14 protein-coding genes are annotated in these 17,491 nt (G+C 60.8%); 10 read left to right on the top strand and 4 right to left on the bottom strand.

The genetic code is table 11. From position 1 onward, the window contains the following. Positions 1 to 105: 105 nt before the first annotated feature. The 10 genes from T370_RS0111285 to T370_RS0111235 all read left to right on the top strand — a co-directional run bounded on the left by T370_RS0111285 (position 106) and on the right by T370_RS0111235 (position 10,886). The gene (locus T370_RS0111285; RefSeq protein ID WP_029435781.1) at positions 106 to 1,074 is read left to right on the top strand and encodes an exodeoxyribonuclease VII large subunit; all 969 of its coding nucleotides are present in this window, start codon (positions 106 to 108) and stop codon (positions 1,072 to 1,074) included. A gap of 531 nt (positions 1,075 to 1,605) precedes the next feature. Next, positions 1,606 to 2,331: a response regulator transcription factor gene (locus T370_RS0111280; RefSeq protein WP_029435780.1), complete on the top strand. Its 726-nt coding sequence runs from the start codon at positions 1,606 to 1,608 to the stop codon at positions 2,329 to 2,331. Between the two features lie 241 nt (positions 2,332 to 2,572). After that, positions 2,573 to 4,057, top strand: a complete 1,485-nt coding sequence (locus T370_RS0111275) for a HAMP domain-containing sensor histidine kinase (protein WP_005024684.1) — start codon at positions 2,573 to 2,575, stop codon at positions 4,055 to 4,057. A gap of 360 nt (positions 4,058 to 4,417) precedes the next feature. After that, positions 4,418 to 6,571 carry a molybdopterin-containing oxidoreductase family protein gene (locus T370_RS0111270; protein ID WP_029435779.1) on the top strand — a complete coding sequence of 718 codons (2,154 nt, stop codon included), beginning with the start codon at positions 4,418 to 4,420 and terminating at the stop codon, positions 6,569 to 6,571. Between the two features lie 93 nt (positions 6,572 to 6,664). Then, a complete protein-coding gene (locus T370_RS0111265; protein ID WP_029435778.1) occupies positions 6,665 to 7,387 on the top strand; it encodes a 4Fe-4S dicluster domain-containing protein in 723 nt (240 codons plus the stop codon). Then, positions 7,384 to 8,124, top strand: coding sequence for a cytochrome b/b6 domain-containing protein (locus T370_RS0111260; protein ID WP_029435777.1), 741 nt, complete (start codon positions 7,384 to 7,386; stop codon positions 8,122 to 8,124). The genes T370_RS0111265 and T370_RS0111260 overlap by 4 nt, the downstream gene beginning before the upstream one ends. 10 nt (positions 8,125 to 8,134) lie before the next feature. Then, positions 8,135 to 8,428, top strand: a complete 294-nt coding sequence (locus tag T370_RS0111255; RefSeq protein ID WP_005024688.1) for a ComEA family DNA-binding protein — start codon at positions 8,135 to 8,137, stop codon at positions 8,426 to 8,428. A gap of 176 nt (positions 8,429 to 8,604) precedes the next feature. Further along, positions 8,605 to 9,765: a hypothetical protein gene (locus T370_RS0111245; protein ID WP_029435776.1), complete on the top strand. Its 1,161-nt coding sequence runs from the start codon at positions 8,605 to 8,607 to the stop codon at positions 9,763 to 9,765. Between the two features lie 75 nt (positions 9,766 to 9,840). Next, on the top strand, positions 9,841 to 10,083 hold the full coding sequence (locus T370_RS0111240; protein WP_029435775.1) for a hypothetical protein: 243 nt from the start codon (positions 9,841 to 9,843) through the stop codon (positions 10,081 to 10,083). A gap of 80 nt (positions 10,084 to 10,163) precedes the next feature. Next, on the top strand, positions 10,164 to 10,886 hold the full coding sequence (locus T370_RS0111235) for a UGSC family (seleno)protein (protein ID WP_029435774.1): 723 nt from the start codon (positions 10,164 to 10,166) through the stop codon (positions 10,884 to 10,886). Positions 10,887 to 11,463: 577 nt separating this feature from the next. Here T370_RS0111235 and T370_RS0111230 read toward each other — a convergent pair. The 4 genes from T370_RS0111230 to T370_RS25690 all read right to left on the bottom strand — a co-directional run bounded on the left by T370_RS0111230 (position 11,464) and on the right by T370_RS25690 (position 17,132). Then, positions 11,464 to 12,882, bottom strand: coding sequence for an outer membrane homotrimeric porin (locus tag T370_RS0111230; protein WP_029435773.1), 1,419 nt, complete (start codon positions 12,880 to 12,882; stop codon positions 11,464 to 11,466). A 112-nt stretch (positions 12,883 to 12,994) separates the two neighbouring features. Then, a complete protein-coding gene (locus T370_RS0111225) occupies positions 12,995 to 14,368 on the bottom strand; it encodes a sodium/glutamate symporter (protein WP_016360861.1) in 1,374 nt (457 codons plus the stop codon). 120 nt (positions 14,369 to 14,488) lie between these two features. Then, on the bottom strand, positions 14,489 to 16,135 hold the full coding sequence (locus T370_RS0111220; RefSeq protein WP_029435772.1) for an amidohydrolase: 1,647 nt from the start codon (positions 16,133 to 16,135) through the stop codon (positions 14,489 to 14,491). 751 nt (positions 16,136 to 16,886) lie between these two features. Next, positions 16,887 to 17,132, bottom strand: a complete 246-nt coding sequence (locus tag T370_RS25690) for a hypothetical protein (RefSeq protein ID WP_211250521.1) — start codon at positions 17,130 to 17,132, stop codon at positions 16,887 to 16,889. Between the last annotated feature and the right edge of the window lie 359 nt (positions 17,133 to 17,491).

The raw sequence follows: 17,491 nt of genomic DNA, 5'->3' as shown, positions 1-17,491 counted from the left end.
GCCTACAGCATACGCCGCGGAAGGTGGAGTTTTTCCCATCCATGCCGATTGACTCGACCGGGAAACCGTGCTGAACTTTTCGCAACGCCTTCTGGAGAATCCGCTATGCCAATGCCCGCTATGCCGTCATTGTCCGTTGCCCGTCTGAGTTCCGTTTTCGAGGACATGGCGGGGGCGGCCCTTAAAAATGCCGTAGATGATTCCAGCTGTGTCTTCAGGACACAGGGGATCATCGGAGATTGGACCGCCAAAAGGACGTTTTGGAATGGCGTCCATTACGGCATTGAACTCGCTGACGGGGGAAAAAGCATCTGTGTGGACCTGCCGCTTGAGGTCATTCAAAGCGGCGGCATACGGCCGGGGGATCGCGTTGATGTTCTCGGCATTCCGGTGGTATACTTGAAGAAATCCGTCGTCCTCTTCAAACTCCATGTCCATGCGGCCTCGGTCATTGAGGCTTCCGCGGGAGGGCGCGGCCCAGAGCCCGTAAAGAATATTGAAGGGACGATCAGCCATCTCAAGGAACTCGGCTTTAAAAGGATACCCTTTCCGAAACGGGCAACCGCCATCTCCGTGATCCATTCCAAATCCCATGCCGCCAACGTCTTCGCCGACTTCAAGAACGAACTTGATCTGAAAAGCGTCAACGTGGAATCCCTGCCGACCGCCATGACGGATCCGTCCGCCATAGCCCGGGCGATAGATCAGGCAAGCGGCAATGTCGTCGTGCTGATACGCGGAGGCGGAGACGATGCCGAGTTCACCACGTTCCAGCATGACGACGTCGTCAAGGCCCTTGCGCGCAAAGCGGCGCACAGGATCACCGGCCTCGGGCACTACGGCAACCTGACGTATGCGGACATCATAGCGGATTTCTGCACGACAACGCCCACCAGCGCCGGAGCCTACGTCCGGGAACAGCTGATCCGTACCTACAATATGCGGCAAACGGAAAGGGAAGCCCTCGAAGAACAGGCCGCGCTCATCAAAGCGCTACGGATCAGCAAGCTCAAATGGATGCTCGTTGCCCTCGCGGGAATAGCCTTGGCGGGGTATCTCGGGTTTTTCCGCTAGATAAGGATAACGGCTAAAAAATCCTGTCGGACGGTTGAACAAACCTCCCCAGCGCCCCTTTCCGGCATTGTATCGGGAAGGGGCGCTTTCGCCTTCCAATACATGGAACAACGGCAAGACGATGAGCCGTCGTGCCTTTTCCCGGCGGCCTGCCCTCCTCATCAGGCAGAACCCAACCCTGACCGGAATCGGCATTCCACACCATACGCGGGGCTTCACCTTGGGGCATGGCGGGTTCCTCTGCACTCCTTGGCAGTTTGTGAAGAAAAACCACGACATGCCGTCATCTGTCGACAAAAGGCCGCGAAACGCCTTGTCAAACGCTCCGGTTTGACGGAATAATACATCTAACGCCAATGTTCACAATATAGACTTTATACATTAATATACTGTGTTATTTGTATAAATAAAAAAGAAAGAACCCGTGTGACACCGAGCACGGATATCCGCTCGCCGCATTTGAAAGATGCCTTGCGAGGGTATCCCCCAATACGTCCCCGCCCAACGGCTGCCCCATCCAAAGGAGGATGCATGTCCACCATCAAATATTCGCAGATTTCCGCGCTCCTCGTCGATGACGACGCCAAGCTGTGCGGGCTGCTGCGGGACTACCTTGAAGGATTTGGGTTCTCCCTCGACGTTGCCGAGGACGCTTCGTCCGGGCTGGAAAAAGCCGTTGCGAACGAATACGACGTGATCCTGCTCGATATGATGCTGCCGGATATGGACGGCCTTGACGTGCTGCGGCGCTTGCGGGAAATCGGCTCCACGCCCATTGTCATCTTCTCCGCGCAGGATGAGGAAGCCAGCCGGATTGTGGGGCTTGAGATGGGCGCGGACGACTATGTGCCCAAAGCCTTTTCCCCGCGCGAGCTGCTGGCGCGGGTGCGGGCCGTGCTCCGGCGGGCGCAGCCCGTGCAGGCGGAGCGGAAGGAGCCCGAAGAGGACGGCGTGGTCCGGGTGCGCGGATTGTGGATGGACCGCAAGTCCATGAAGGCGCGCATGGACGGCGTCCCGATGGATCTCACCGCGCTGGAATTCCGCATCCTGTTCGGCATGGCGGCCCATCCGGGACGGGTCTTCACCCGCGAGAACCTGCTTGAGCTTGCCGTGGGCCGCGAATTCAGCCGGTATGACCGTTCCGTGGACATGCACATCTCCACGCTCCGGCGCAAACTCGGAGACGATCCCCATAACCCGGCCTATTTGAAGACAATACGCGGAATGGGCTATACCCTGCTTCCCGAAGAGGCCTGACCCGAATTCTAAACAACATGCGGAAAACATTCCGCTACCCGTTCCGAGAATTCTTTTTCTTTGCGTCCCCAAAGGCAGGGAGCCATTCCCACGTCCTTTGCCTCTCCGCCAAGCGTCCGCTTCAGCGCGGAGCCGCCGGGTCAAGGGGGCGCTGCCCCTTTGCGGGGTTCCGAAGGGGCAGCGCCCCTCGGTGGAAGTCGAGAAAATCCGGCGAACAAGCCTCCATTCAGGAGAAAAAACCATGCGCGTGGGACTGTACCAGAAATTCTTCACCTGGGCGATGCTCAACCTCGTCCTGCTCGGCGTCATCACAGCCCTGTTTATCGGCGGGGTGCTGCTGTTCAACAACAATCTGTACTCGCCCATGCTGTTCAACGGCAGTATCGCCTCCACATTCCGCATGACCTCCGTGGAGCTGCAATACAAACCCGAAAGCCAATGGGCTTCGGTCCTTGAGGAATGCGGCAGGGAGTGCGGCCTCCATTTCGGCATCCTGATCCTCGACGATATGGACCCTCCGCTTGCTGCGGGCGGCCTGCCTCCAAGAGTTGTGGAGGCGGCCCGCACCATTCCCCGCCCGCCCTATTCCCTGTGCGCCGAACCCGATTCGGGCGCGTTCAGCACGATCACGCCCGCCGTGGAACTTGAAGCGGGCATCCTCCCGCAACAATACGTCATTTTCATGCGCGACGGCGATCCCGCCCAATACTGGTACGCCCGCACCATCCTTGTCTCCAACGACGAAGGCGTTGTCCGCTACGTACTGCTCGCGGCGTCTTCGCCGTCCATCACCGGAAACGGGCATTTCTTCGAACTGCGCCTCGCCGTGGCCCTGCTCCTGTCCGGGCTCGGGCTGTCGTTCCTGTGGTGGTGGCCCTTCGTGCGCCATCTCACCAAGCCCATCATCCTCATGACCAAAGTGACCGAGCGGATTGCGGCGGGCGATTACAGTTCGCTCTCCGACGATTCGCCCATCAGCCTCAAGGCCGTGGGCGAAGGGCGCGGGGACCAGATCGGCTGCCTCGCCAAGGCCACCGGCATCATGGCGGAAAAGGTCAAACAGCAGGTCCACGGGCAGCGCCGTTTCATCCGGCACATCGCCCATGAGCTGGATTCGCCGCTGGCCCGGATCAAGCTCGGGCTCGCCGTGCTGGACAGCCGTGTGGACGAGAAAAACCAGCAGCGCGTACAGGAAATCAGCGACGAGGTGGAGCAGCTTTCCCTGCTGGTCGAGGATGTGCTGAGCTTCATGCGTTCCGAGGCCATTCCGGAGTCACCCGCCCGTGAGGCCGTATCCCTCGCGCCGCTGCTCCAGTATGTGACACGCCGCGAAGCCCGGGACCGCGACGTGCGCCTGAGCGTCGACGAGGGGCTCAAGGTCTGGGCGGACGCAAGCTGCCTCGGCCGGGCGCTCGCCAACGTGGTGCGCAACGCCGTGCGTTATGCCGGGGAAGACGGCCCCATCGCCATTGCCGCAAGGCCGCAGGGGGACCGTGTGTGCGTGGAAATCCGCGACAGCGGCCCCGGCGTCCCCGCCGAGGAAATGGAGCACATCACCGAACCGTTCTTCCGGGGCGAACAAGCGAAGAAATATCCCGGCGGTTCCGGGCTCGGCATGTCTATCGTCAAGCATTGCGTGGAAGCCTGCGGGGGCGAGCTGCATTATTACAATCAATACCCCAAGGGATTCACCGTCTCCATTACGCTCAAGGCTTGTGACAAATAACCCTACCGCTGTATCATTCGAATAGGGAACAGCTTGTGTAAAATCGTTGAAACAGATTGTTTTACTTTCTTTTTTCATCGGAATCATCCATACGCTCCTCCTTTTTTCATGAAAAGCTCACTCTCCGTTGAGAGTAGTTTCCTGCGGCGTTTGTAAGGAAACGTCTTTGACGAGATCGGATTCAACGAATTTTATCCTGTAATAACAATATGATATACTTTTACAAAACTTTTACAAAACGTTGAACTTTTTTTTACAAACTTTCCGCATAGTCGCTCCATCCGGTGATTTTCTCCCGCAGCACGGATCTGTATACGAACGGCCTCGCGTGGCGCGCGGCGTTCCAAGGACGGAGCACCCATGTCCAACACATTCTCCCGCAGACATTTCCTTCAATACGGCATGGCGGCGATCGCCGGGGGCACGGCCCTCGGGGGTCTGCCGGTCCATGCGGCTCAGGCTCCCGCCGGAACGGCCGCTCCCCAAAACGATTTGGTGAAGGGCTACTGCCCTTTCTGCCAGGTCCGCTGCACCTACCACGCGCGCGTGCGCAACGGCAAAATCCTCGAACTCATCGGCGATCGCGGCAACCGCTGGACCGGCGGGGCCATGTGCCCCAAGGGCCTGTCCATCGTCGAGCTGCTCAACAGCCCCTACCGCCTCGTGCAGCCCATGCTCAAGCAGGGCTCGGAATGGAAAACCATCTCCTACGCCGAGGCCGTGGACATCGTCGTGGACAAGCTGCGCCAGAGCCGCGCCAAGCACGGCGACAAGATCGCCGAGCGCCTTGCCCTCACCTCCCCCCTGTGGGATTGCCGCGAAAGCGAACTCGCCGCGCTCATGACCATGCGTACGGCGGGCGGGGTCAACGTCATGCCCGCCGGTGAAGTCTGCATCAGCACGGCGTCCAACGTGCTCGGCATGTTGCTCGGCGCGAACACCTCCACCACCACGGTCAACGAGATCGTCAACGCGAAGACCCTCGTGCTCTGGGGCGCGAACATCAGCGAAACCTACCCGCCCTACACCCGCTGGCTTGACAAGGCCCGCGACGCCGGGGTGCGCATCGTGAGCGTGGACTGCCGCAAGACGCCCACCAGCGCTTGGGCCGCCGACCAGCTCATGCCCCTGCCCGGTACGGACGGCGCGCTCGCCCTCGGCGCGATCCGCTTCGTTCTTGAAAACGGAGCCTTCGACCGCGCGCGGGTGGACGAGAGCATCACCGGCTTCGAGCGCATGGAAAAGGGCGCGCAGCCGTGGAGCGTCGACAAGGTGGCGCAAGCCACCGGGCTGTCCGAAGACGCCGTCACCGCCTTCTACCGGACGCTTGCCGAGAGCCCCCGCACCATCATCTGGATGGGCGGCTGCCTCTCCCGCTACACCAACGGGTTGCAGAGCATCCGGGCGATCATCGCGCTTCAGGCCCTGCGCGACAACCTCATCGGCTCGGGCAGGGGGCTCCTTACGATGGAGGGCGGCAAGCCCGAAGGCGAAAAGGAATTCGTCGACGCCGTGTGCGGCCCGGCCAAGGATTCCGGCGTCAACTTCCGCCGCCTGCTCAACACCATGAAGAAGGGCAACCTCGACGTGCTCTTCCTCAATTCCAGCTACCGCCGCTACCCCGACTGCACCGGCGTCGCCGAGGCGATCAAAAAGGTGGGGTTCGTGGTCCATCGCGGCTTCTTCAAGACCGAGGAGATGGATGTGGCCGACCTGTTCGTGCCCGCCGCCTTCGGCCCGGAAAGCGCGGGTTCGCATTACGGAGCCGAGAAGCAGGTGGTCTGGCGCGACAAGTGCGTGGACGCGCCCGGAAGCTGTGTCCCCGACTGGCAGTTTTACCGTGACATCGGGCGCAAGCTGGCCCCGGAGATCTATCCCGATTTCACCGGACCCGAAGAACTGAGCGAACGCTTCCGCAATACGGTCCCGAGCTGGAAGGCCATGAGCGTTTCCAGAATGCGCCAGTCCCCGGACGGCCTGATCTGGCCCCAGCCCGAGGAAGGCGCGCAGGAACGGATCGGAACGGTCTTCACGTCCGGAACCTACGCCACGGAAAACGGCAAAATCCCGCTGGATCTCAAGCTGATGGGCGCGTTCGGCTGGACGCCGCCCAAGGGCAATCCCCACGGGGCCGACTCCGACAAGGAATACCCCCTCGTCCTCACGCAGGGCAAGGTGGTGACCCAGTGGCAGCAGACCATGACCAATTTCGCCGCCTCGCTGGCCCAATTCTCCCGTGGGCGCTATGTGCTGGTCCACCCGGACACGGCCAAGCCTCTTGGCATCGCCCACGGCGATACAGTGCGCATCAAGACCGCCACCGGCTCCGTAGAAGCCGTGGCGGAACTGACCGCTTCCATCCGGCCCGGCATCATCTTCACGCCGTCGCATTTCACGGGCACAAGCCCCCATGCCGCGACGCGGAGCAAGCCGATCAATGCCATCCTGCCCAACTACTGGGACCGCGTGTCGGCCCAGTTCAACGGCGTGGGATGCACGCTGGAAAAGGCGTAAGGGGAGGAGGAGCGGGGATTTTCCCCGCCCTCTGCGCCGGAACCCTTCCCGGCGGCCCGGCGGCGACGCCGCAAATGAATTTCGGAGAAGAACATGCCCCGTTACGTGATGGCCATAGACGCCTCCAAATGCCTGAACTGCAAGGCGTGCCTGATTGCCTGCCAGCAGCGGAACGCCGTGCCCTACGGCCTCTCCCGCAACTGGGTGCGGGAAACGCCCGACACGGCTTCGCCCTCCGGCTGGCGCTACCAGCCCGGAGCCTGTATGCACTGCGACGAGCCGTCCTGCGTTGACGCCTGCCCCACGCACGCCACCTACAAGGCCGAAGACGGCGTGGTCATGGTGGACGAAACCCGCTGCATCGCCTGCGGAAGCTGTATGCGCGCCTGCCCCTATCAGGCCCGCCACATCGACCCCGCGCGCCGCGTCGTGGACAAGTGCGATTATTGCGCGTCCTCCCGCGCCGAAGGCATGGAACCCGCCTGCGTCAGCGTATGCACCACCCGCGCCCGCGTGTTTGGGGATGCGGACGACCCACAGTCCCCGGTCAGCAAGGTGCTCGGCTCGCACAAAGTCACGTTCGTTGAGGCCAAGGACGCGCCCACCAAGCCGACCCTCGCCTATCTGAACGATGTGGCCGACAAACACTGGCCCAAGGCCGAAAGCGCCGGTCCCGTGGGCTTCATGGGAACCGTGGCTACCGGGGTGCGCTGGCTCGGCGCGCTGTCCCTGTTCGGGGTCGTGGGCGTGGGCCTGCGCCAGCTGATCCGCCCCACAGGCGAAGCATCCCATGAAGAAAAGAGGAAGGGCTCATGATCCGCCGTCATTCCCTCAGCGCCGTCTGTATGCACTGGTTCAACGCCTTCTGCTGGATCGCGTTGCTGTTCACGGGGTTCGCCCTGCTTTCCAACCCGGCCATGCAGCCCGTGGGCATGTGGTGGGCCGATCTCTGGACCGGCGTGTTCGGCGCGTACGGGCTGCTCGTCTTCCACCTGCTGATCGGTTCGGCGTGGCTCGCCGTCTACTTCCTCTACATCATTTTCGGGTTGCGCCACGACGTAGTCCCCTTCCTCAAGGAAGTATTCAGCCTCTCCCCGGCCTCCGACATGATCTGGTGCGTCCGCAAGGGTATGCGCCTCGTCCTTGGGGAAAAGGCCATGCGCAGCATGGGGCTTGACCCCACCCTGCCGCCGCAAGGCTTCTACAACGCCGGGCAGAAGCTCGCCGCCGTGGCCGCCGTGCTGTGCAGCGTGGGGCTTGCGCTCTCCGGGCTGTTCCTCGCCGCGCTGGCGCTCCATCTCGTCGCGCCGGGCTCCGAGGACGCCGCCCAGTGGGCCCTGTTCATCCATCTGCTCTGCGCGGGCGTGATGGCCGTTGTCCTGCCCATCCATATTTATATGGCCGCATTCGCGCCCGGCGAAGGCCCCGCGCTACGGTCCATGTTCTCGGGATTCATCCCCGTAACGTTTATCCGGCACCATAACCCGCTCTGGTACGAACAGCTCGTGCGCAAAGGGGTTATCCGTCCAGAAACCACCAATACCCTTTCCTAAGGAGCCCTCCATGAACATCAAAACCATCGCTTCCGCCGTCCTCGCCGCCGTGGTGCTGTGCGCCGCCCCCGCCTTCGCCGACGGCAAGATGAACCTCAACACCGCCACCGAACAGGAACTTTCCGCCAATCCCGCCGTGGGCCCCGAGCTGGCCAAGGGCATCGTGGAATTCCGCGAAAACGTGGGCGACATCAAGAGCATGGACGAACTGCTGGAAGTCAAGGGCGTTACGCCCGAAGTGCTCGAAAAGCTCAAGCAGGCCGTGACCGTCGAAGCCATCGAAGGCGCGGAATGCTCGTGCTAACGCTGATCACGGGCGGCCCCGGCAAGGGGTTCCCGCATCGGACGGCCACAGAGGCCGACAAAAACAGCAACCGGATCGCTTCACGCCTTCATAGTGAAGGCGGCTGACGCGCGGATCGTTTTCGGCAGTTGCCGGAACCGCGCCCAAGCTCGGAGCGAGCCGCAAGAGGAGGATGTATGTCGCATATCTCACTCCGGGCCATCGGCAAGACCGCAGCAGCGATCTGTCTCGCCGTGGCGATGAGCGGCGTGGCGATGGCAGACGACGCGCCCGACCGCGTGGTCATGCAATCGCCCGCCAAGGACGCGGCGGTCCTTGCCAAGATGCAAGGGCTCGTCAACAACAGGAAGGCCAAGACGCTCAGCGGCCTCAGCCGTACCATCAACGACGGCGTGGTCATCCGCAAGAGCACCATCAAAGACGGCAAGATCATCATTCCGCCGTCCGGCCTGTACATCACGGTCCGCTCCACCAACTGGCATCCCTTCGATAACGAGCCCCTGACGCTCGCGGGCAAGACGTACCATGCCATCACGGATCGCTATGTCCGTGACGTCATCCGTAACGTCACCATGAAGAAGGGACAGGTCCTTCCGAGCAACGCCAACAAGAGCCGGGGCTGGGAACTCAGCTCCGTGGAGAACGACACCTACGGCATTGAAGGCGGCAATTCCGCCGTGTTCAAGATCGTGAAGACCACGGGCAACTACTACGGTTCCCAGTTCCCGGTCTACGCGGGCGCACAGATCAGCAACGCCGCCGCCGACGGCTCGCTCGTCAAGGGTTCCAAGGATCCCGAAGGGCATACCGTCCCCACGGCTGAAAACGGCCTGAGCGAAATGATTTACGGCAGCAACATCGCTACCGTAGGCCGTACGCATGTCATCATAGACGCCATTGAAGGCGACTCCGTGAAGGTGCGCGAACTCGCTACCGACAGCTGTTCCGCCATCTTCGTGTCCCCCAACGAGCCCGTGGTCGCCAGCTACGGCAAGGGCGACACCTTCACCATCGGCGACGCCAAGGTTGAAGTCACCGACGTGGCCGCCAACGCCGCCACCGTGAAGCTGACCGACAAGTCCGGCACCGTGACCAAGGTCCTCGGCCCCCTGACCCCCGAGAACACCCGGATGCTGCTCATGTCCGTGGTTGACCGCGACCGCCTCTGGACGCTCTCCAAGGACGGCAAGGTCGCCGTGCACCTGAATATCCGCCAGAGCGACAAGCCCATTGCCGACGGCAAGGTGTCCCTCGTCGCGTATAATGATGTTGTTGAAGTCAACGACGGTAGCGTGTGGCCGGCCGATACCCGGTTCCTCGCCCGTCCCGAAACCTGAGCGACCTGCACTTTCCCCCATGAGATCGTCCTTGAAAACGACAAGGAAATCGTTCTCGACGGGGGAGCCAACAACGTGTTTGTTGGTCCGAACAAGCATTTCTCCATTGTTATCGACGAATTTGACGGCAAGATCGTGAAGGCGTGGCACATCGAAAACAGCAAGGGCGAAAAGAGCCCCAACCTTGCCACCCGCTCCGGCGGCAAGCACATCGACCTCGTGGTCGGCAAGGCCTGCCGCTCCACGGCCCACTTCATCAGCCGTTTCTATCCCGCCATGTATGACGAAACCTTGAACGGCATGGATTCCTTCAAGTAACCCTCTCACCGCCCGCCCGATCCGTCCCTTCGGCACACGGATCGGGCGGCCTTTTTCCCGAAAAAGCGCAGGAGATTGACATGGGAAAGGTTCTGATCGCGTTGTGCACCGTATTCCTGCTGGCCTTTCCGGCCCGTGGAGAGCAGGCCGTGACGTGGGAAAGCCTGACCGTATGGAACGATCTGCCGCCGCTCTACGATCCGGCCCCGTGGCCTTCCGATCTCGCGGGCAAGCGCGTGATCCTGCGCTGGAACGGCAAACACAACGGCGATCTTCTGCTCGATTACCTGCACTCGCTGCTGTCCCGCGCCTTTCCGGACACCGAATTCATCAAAGCGTATGAAACGGACCCCGCCCTCAGCGGCATCTCCAAGGATCTGCCCGAATCCGAGGCCACGGCGCGGGCGCTCCTCGAACTGCGCCCCGATCTGGTCATCGCGGCGACCGGGGACTGCCGGGCCTGTTCCGCATGGCTCGCCATCGATCAGATCCAGCTCGAACGCGCGGGCGTCCCGACCCTGACCATTCTGACCCAGCCGTTCCTCAAGACTTTTCACAACGTCCGCCAAAATCTCCGCATAGGCCCCCTGCATTGCGTCGCCGTGCCCCACCCCGTCGCCATCATCCGCGACGAAAAGGTCCGCGCCAAGGTCGACGAGGCGTTCCCCGCCATCCTTGACGCACTCCGCTCCGGGAAGGCGGCGGACAGCACGAAAACCTTTCCGGCAGAGACGGCGCCTCCGGCGGAAGCCAAAGCATCGTCCGCCGCACCGGGAAAACAGATTCCGGCAGACCTTCAGTGACCGGAACGGCAAGAGCCCGCGTGGATTGCGGGCTCTCGCACAGATGTCCCGGTAAGGCGGCAATGCCGCCTCCTAGCCAGCGAAGGCCGATCCCGAAACGCCGCTCGCCTCATTGCCAGAAAAAAGCCGTCCGCACGGTACAGGGCAAAGAGAAATATCTCTCTTCCGACCTGTACCGTGCGGACGGCCTATTCATTCCAACCCCATACGGGACCGACGCCGTTCCCCCATACAAAAACGGCCCCCCGCCATTGCGCAGAGCGTCCGTTTTCGACATTGCATCGGCAGCCGGGATTCCGCAGGGCTTTTTCCATACCCGGCGCCTTGTTTCACCCAAGCGGGGAGGCAAGGAAGGGGCCCGGCTGATTCCCGATACGGAGGTGACGGGCTGGCCTTTCGAAGGCCGCCCGCCCCAGAAGCCCTCGGCAGAAGGATGATTCCCCTGCACGTCCAGGCGCGTTTCCCGTCATGTATTCCCACGGCGGGAAACGCCCGGATCAAAGGGCACCGTCTCCGCCCAAGCCTTGAAACGCGGAGCCTCCGCCGGAGGAGAGGCAAAGACCCGCGTCGCAATCGTCTAGAACTTATAGCCGACGCTGAAGGTGCCCTTGAAGTTGTTTTCCTTCGCTTCGTAGCCCACGCCCTTCCACAGATCCTTATCCAGATCGAGGCGGATGTAGCCGAGTTCCACGAACAGGGAGAGGTTCTTGTACAGCTTGTATTCCGTGTCGAAGTTCACTTCCACGGCCTTGTCGCCCGTGGTCAGGTACATCATGCTGTACTGCGAATGCTGGGGATTCGAAATCATCCCCTGACGCACCATTTCCTTGTTGTTCGTGCCCTGATAGTACACGACGCGCAGGACGTGGGAGAGGTCTTCCATAAACGAGATGTCCTTCACACGAGCCATGACAGCCCACGTGCCGGAAATGCCGTAGCCCATCGTCTGGGCCGCGCCGCCGTAGTTCGTGCCGTCGAAGCCGTAGGAGGTCACGTACACGTCGGGGTCGATGGAGGGTAGACGTTCGGAACCGTTGTACGGGTTGGCGTCGTCGCCCGAGGAATACCAGAACAGCAGGCCGGGGGTGCAGGATTCCAGCTTGTATTCGGCGAGGAGCGCGGCGTACCAGCCGGAGCGCTTCACGTCGAAGTTCTTGCCGTTCAGCTTGCTGGTGCCCAGATCCACGCTGCCGTAGGCGGCGTCGAGGGCAAAGCGGAAGGGATCGAAATAGCTCAGGTCCGCGGAGACGCCGCCGAACCACGCGCTGCCGTGATCCTTATCGCTGTTGGCCACGATGGTCGACGTGCCCATAAGGGGAAGCATACCCTGTGCCATAGGATAGTTCAGGTCGAAGTTCCCGCCCTTGAAGCTGTCATGCCCGATGATGCCGCCCATGCCCCACGGAGTCACTTTCACGCCGTCAAAGGTCATCGGCACGGTCACGCCGATGAAGTCCATCGCGTCGTGGGCATCGTGCTTCGTCATTTCGGAGTCGTTGTCATTTTCGGCGCGCAGCCAGAACAGGCTCGCGCTCACGTTTTCGGTGAACTGGTTGCTGATGGTGATGCCCGCGCCGTCGGCGTCGAGGATCGGGGAGCCGATGCCGGTGAAGGTCGGCTGGACGTAGGGCTGGAGGCCCATGCGGACCTTGGCGTCGGTCTGGGGAATGATCCAGTCCACGTAGCTGTAGCGGACCTTGATTTCCTTGCCGTCCGTGCCGAGGGCGGCGCCTTCGGCGGCCTTGCCCCAGTTCTGGTGGCCGATTTCGAAGAACATCACGCCCTTCAGGGATTCCGAAGCGATCACGTCGATCTGGGTACGCAGACGGGTAGCGGCACGCATCTTATCGTCGCCGTTATGCTTTTCAAAATTGCGGTCGGCGAACGATACACGGTTCTGCCACAAGCCCGTCATCTTGAAGTCGACCGCCTTCGCGGCGGAAGTTGCGCCAAGAACCAAACCGGCGGCCAACAAAAGCGTCATCAGTCTCTTCATCTTCCTCTCTCCTTTGGGTTGAACGTACTCCGGGTGAGGGAAACCCGGCATTCCCTTTCCTCCGGGGGCTAACCCCCGCATCCCTCATGTGCAATCCGTTTCCGATGGGGGATCAGAACGCGGGCTTGCGGATGAACTTCAAGAGATACATGGCGATGGGCGTCGCAATGATGACCGCTGCGAACACCCAGACGATGGGATATCCCGGCAGCGGCGCGAACGGCATGGACAGCGTGACCGGCAGGAAGGTCAGGCAGGAAAAGACGTTCATGAGGCCGCCTTCCACCGCGACGGGGGTTTCGTAATCCGGATCGGCGATGCGGAGCAGCAGCAGGCCCGAAGCCGCCGTGCCCGTGGCGTAACCGAACATGATCAGGCAGCGCTCGAAGCCGTACTCGGGGGAGCGGCGGCCGAACCACACGCAAATGATCAGGGTAATGAATGTGGCGGCGGCGATGGCGACGATGAAGGGCAGCAGCACCTCCTGAAGGGCCCTCATTTCAATGCCGAGGAACACGGCGCAGATCATGAAGTCCACGGAACCGCCGACCAGACGCCGGGTCGTTTCGCCGTCTATGAGGTGCAGGATGTCGATCTTGCCCATGAACTTGCGCAGCAGCATGGCGAGGAACATGCCCCAGCAGAAAGTCAGGCCGAAACCGAGCCCCGCGATGCCGGCGGGCATGTACTTGGAGAACAACAGCCCGAAAAGATAGGCCACGCCATAGATCGCCGCCATGAGGCCCACATGGAAGCCGAGGTTGTCGATGTTGGCGGGGTGGGTGGTGCTGTGGGAACAGGGGGGATTGTCGCCGCGATCCATAAGGCCGCGCAGGAAGTTCTGGGGCAGCTCGCCGGAACGCCCTCCGGTGCACCAGCCGCGCTTGATGCCGTAGAAGGCCAGCGGCACGCCCACGATGCCCGCCACGAGGAAACCGACGGCGGCGAAGGCCAGCCCGACGCTCAGGGCGTTGGCGGTCTGATAGGAGGTCTGCCAGATGGTGGCGTAGGCCTGCGTCTGGCCTGGGCCCTGCGTGAAGCCCGCGCCGAGGAGGTAGCCGTTGACGGTTTCAAACGTGCCCCCGAACAGGTCCTGCCACAGCACGAAAACGCCCTTGCCGATGAGCGCCTGCACAGAGAAGGTCATACCAAACACGAGCGCGATCCACAGGGCGCCACGCATCACAACCTTGCCGCTGGCGGGCTTCTTGGTCTGGAGCAAACCGATGCCCACGAAGCCGAACGCGAACAAGTGGAAGGTGATCATACTGAAAATGTTCGGCGTAATGTCCTTCCAGCCGGTGGAGGTGGGCATCCCGACCAAATCAAGGTTGATCAGCACGAACCCGATGAGGCCACCTATAAGGGAGGAAGGAAACAGCAGCTTCTGGAACAACGGCACCTTGGCACGGATTAACGTCCCGAGCATGAGCAGCATACCGATCCAACACAATGCACCCAGATACGGATAAAATGACGCTTCCATGAATCCCTCTCTTGGTAAGGCAACCGTCAAAGTTGTGAGTATCCGCAACCACAGGAGCCGGGGAAACCCGACGGAGAAGGCGGGAAGGAGCGCCCCCATGCCGCCGGGTTTCCGGCAAGGCTATTCCAGCGACCCGTATACGAGTTCGTTGCCGACGATGGTCGCCAGCACCGGAATGTCGCGGATAGCCTTTTTGTCCACGGCGAGGGGGTTGTCCCCAAGCACGACCATGTCGGCCAGCTTGCCGGGTTCGAGACTGCCCTTGCTCGTTTCCTCACAGGCCTGATAGGCGGCCCACGAGGTCACGCTGCGCAGCGCGTCCATGACGGAAATGGTATATTCCTCGCCAAGGACTTGCCCGCTGCTGGTGATGCGGTTGACCGCAGACCACACGGAGAGCAGGGGATCAATGGGGGTTACGAACGTGTCGTTGTGGTTGCTGAACAGGATGCCGCGTTTCAGGGCGCTGCGGAGCGGGCTGATGCGCTTGGCGCGATCCGGGCCGAGGAAGATGTCGCGGTGGCGGTCGCCCCAGAAGTAGGTGTGGACCACGAAGAACGAAGGCACCACGCCGAGGCGCTTGATACGGTCGAGCTGATCCTCGCGCACGGTCTGGCAGTGGATGATGATGTGCCGGGCGTCGGCGCGGGGATAGCGCTTCTGCGCCTCTTCATAGGCATCCAGAATGAGCTGGATGGCTTCATCGCCGTTGCCGTGGATGGCGATCTGCCAGCCCTGCCGATGCAAAGCCACGATGCGATCGATGAACCCTTCCGGGTTTTCCTGGATATAGCCGCGCCACATGGGGCCGTCCGGCAGATCATAGATGATTTTGTGGTAGGGATTGCTCAGGCAGCCGGTATAGCATTGCAGGCTGCCGTCGACGAGGTGCTTGACAGCGCCGAGGCTGATCTTGCGGTCGGCGGTCAGCGGCGTACCGGAAGCGTGAGAAGTGAACTGGTTGAGATCGCAGCAGCCGAGGCCGGGCAGGATCTGCACGCGGTTACGGAGCAGTCCCTTTTCATGGGCCTTGCGGAGCTGTGCCCACTGCTTTTCCTGCGTGAAGCCGTCCTGCGCGGACGTGACGCCCTTCGCGGTGTAGGCGTCGCAGGCGGTTACGATGCTGCGCATCCAGTCTTCCTCGGAAGCTTCGGGCAGCAACGCGGCAACGGGATTCATCGCCGGGGGTTCCTCCAGAACGCCGTTGGGGTTGCCGTGCCCGTCGCGGCGGATGATCCCGCCAAGGGGATCGGGCGTATTCCGGTCATAACCGGCCAAGGCCAGGGCGCGGCTGTTGCAGGAGCACAAATGGCCGGAAACATGGCGCAGGAGCACCGGATGATCGGGCGTCACGTCGTCCATGTCGGACGCGAGCGGGTGGCGGCGATCCGCAAGGGCGGTGTCATCGTAGCCATACCCAAGAATCCACTCGCCCTTAGGCGTGGAGGCGGCCTTTTCCTTGAGCAGATCGCGGATTTCGGCAATGTCCTTCACCTTGCCTACCGGCGGGGAGGAAAGATCAAGCTGCGTGGCGAACATGAGCCCGGCCCATACAAAATGGCTGTGCCCATCGATGAAACCGGGCAGCATGGTCCGGCCCCGTAAATCAGTGACCACGGTATCCGGCCCGGCATGGGCCATAACGTCATCGTCCGTTCCCACAGCGAGGACGACGTTGCCTTCAACGGCCAACGCGCTGACCACGCTTCCCCGTGAATCCATCGTCAATATCGTGCCGTTCCGGTAGATCTGCGTTGCCTTGCCCATGGTGCTGGCTCCTTTGTTGAGATTGTTCACGCGATTGATCTTTTTAGAGCAATCGACATGCCAATCGGAAAACCCGGAGCCTATTAGCAGCGATCCCTATGTTTCTATTACATTATCTTAAAAAAAGACACCCGCATCCCCCGCGGAGAGCAAGCACCAGAGGCCCCGGAGTCCAACTTTTTGGACAAAACGGAGTTAGCGTGAACATAATATGTTGAATAAAAATGAGAAAAGAGAAAAAAGAAAACGCTGAAGCGGCGTAGAAAAAGGACAGGAGGGAAATCCCTTTTCCCTGAATCATTAAAAATCATTCATCCTTTTCAAAAAGAGTCTTTCTTGCGTCGCTGCCTCACCATGTTTCCAGAAAACTGGAATCATCCAAAAATAAAGACGCGGCTCTTTCCACTTTGCCTTTTTCGAAGGGACAAGCTCCCCCGACAGGTTCATCCGGCAGAGATGATAATCCGAGGAAAGCCACTAGAACACCTGTGGGCCCCCGCTCCGCACTGCGTGAGGCTTTCCTCCCTTATAGACACGAACCTGTCTGCAACTCCCCCTCTTTTGTTTTGCCGCAGCTGCTCTGTTCCTCTATGCCAAACTGCGGAACAGAACTTTTCCGGCAAAAGAAGTTACCTTGACATAACTTTAAAAATAAAAAGTTCCTCCGGCGACAGCGTCAGCCTTCCGAAACATCATCTGGCGGAAACTGGCGAAGATACGGCGTGGCATACACCTCCGATCCCACACCCCATCAATCCGCCTTTTCCCCCAACGGTTTTTGCCCATGTGCAAAAGGACCGGACGGATGGTTGCCGCTTTGGGCGCGGACTGTTTCCAAGTGACCTTCCCATCTTGATTTGTATGCGTCGCGCTCTTTCTCGGCTTGCTTGAGCGCATCCTTGCATATGGCAAGCTCCTTCTGAATCTCGGAAAGCCGGCTCTCCAAGACGGCCTCCTTTTCAGATTGGCTCTGTGGGATAACGGCCCGGATGTTCATCCCCACCGCCTGCATGTACCGGAGCATGTCCGGGAAGGACGTCTTTTCCCCACCGGCACCTTCAAGCCACCGTTTTGTGGTCACTTTGCTGACACCGCACATCTCTCCAAGCTGTTCATAGGTCATTTTGGGCTTTTGGTTGCGCAAGGCCTCAAGCCTCCGGATGAACTCCCTCCAGACCTGTTCAAAAACTTTTTCTGCGTTCATTTTAGTTACATAAGTGAAACGATGTTACATCGGTAGTTCGGTTTTCGTTGACTTAGAAGTTTCATTGAAGTAACTTTTTATTATAAACAAACATGACCACGGCCTCTCAAGCGGCTACCACAAAGGGCCCCTCTGACGCCCAGGAAACAGCC

Source organism: Bilophila wadsworthia ATCC 49260 (assembly GCF_000701705.1).
GTDB lineage: Bacteria > Desulfobacterota > Desulfovibrionia > Desulfovibrionales > Desulfovibrionaceae > Bilophila > Bilophila wadsworthia.
Note: the sequence above shows the minus strand (reverse complement) of the source record. Positions and strands in the feature narration are given on the sequence as shown.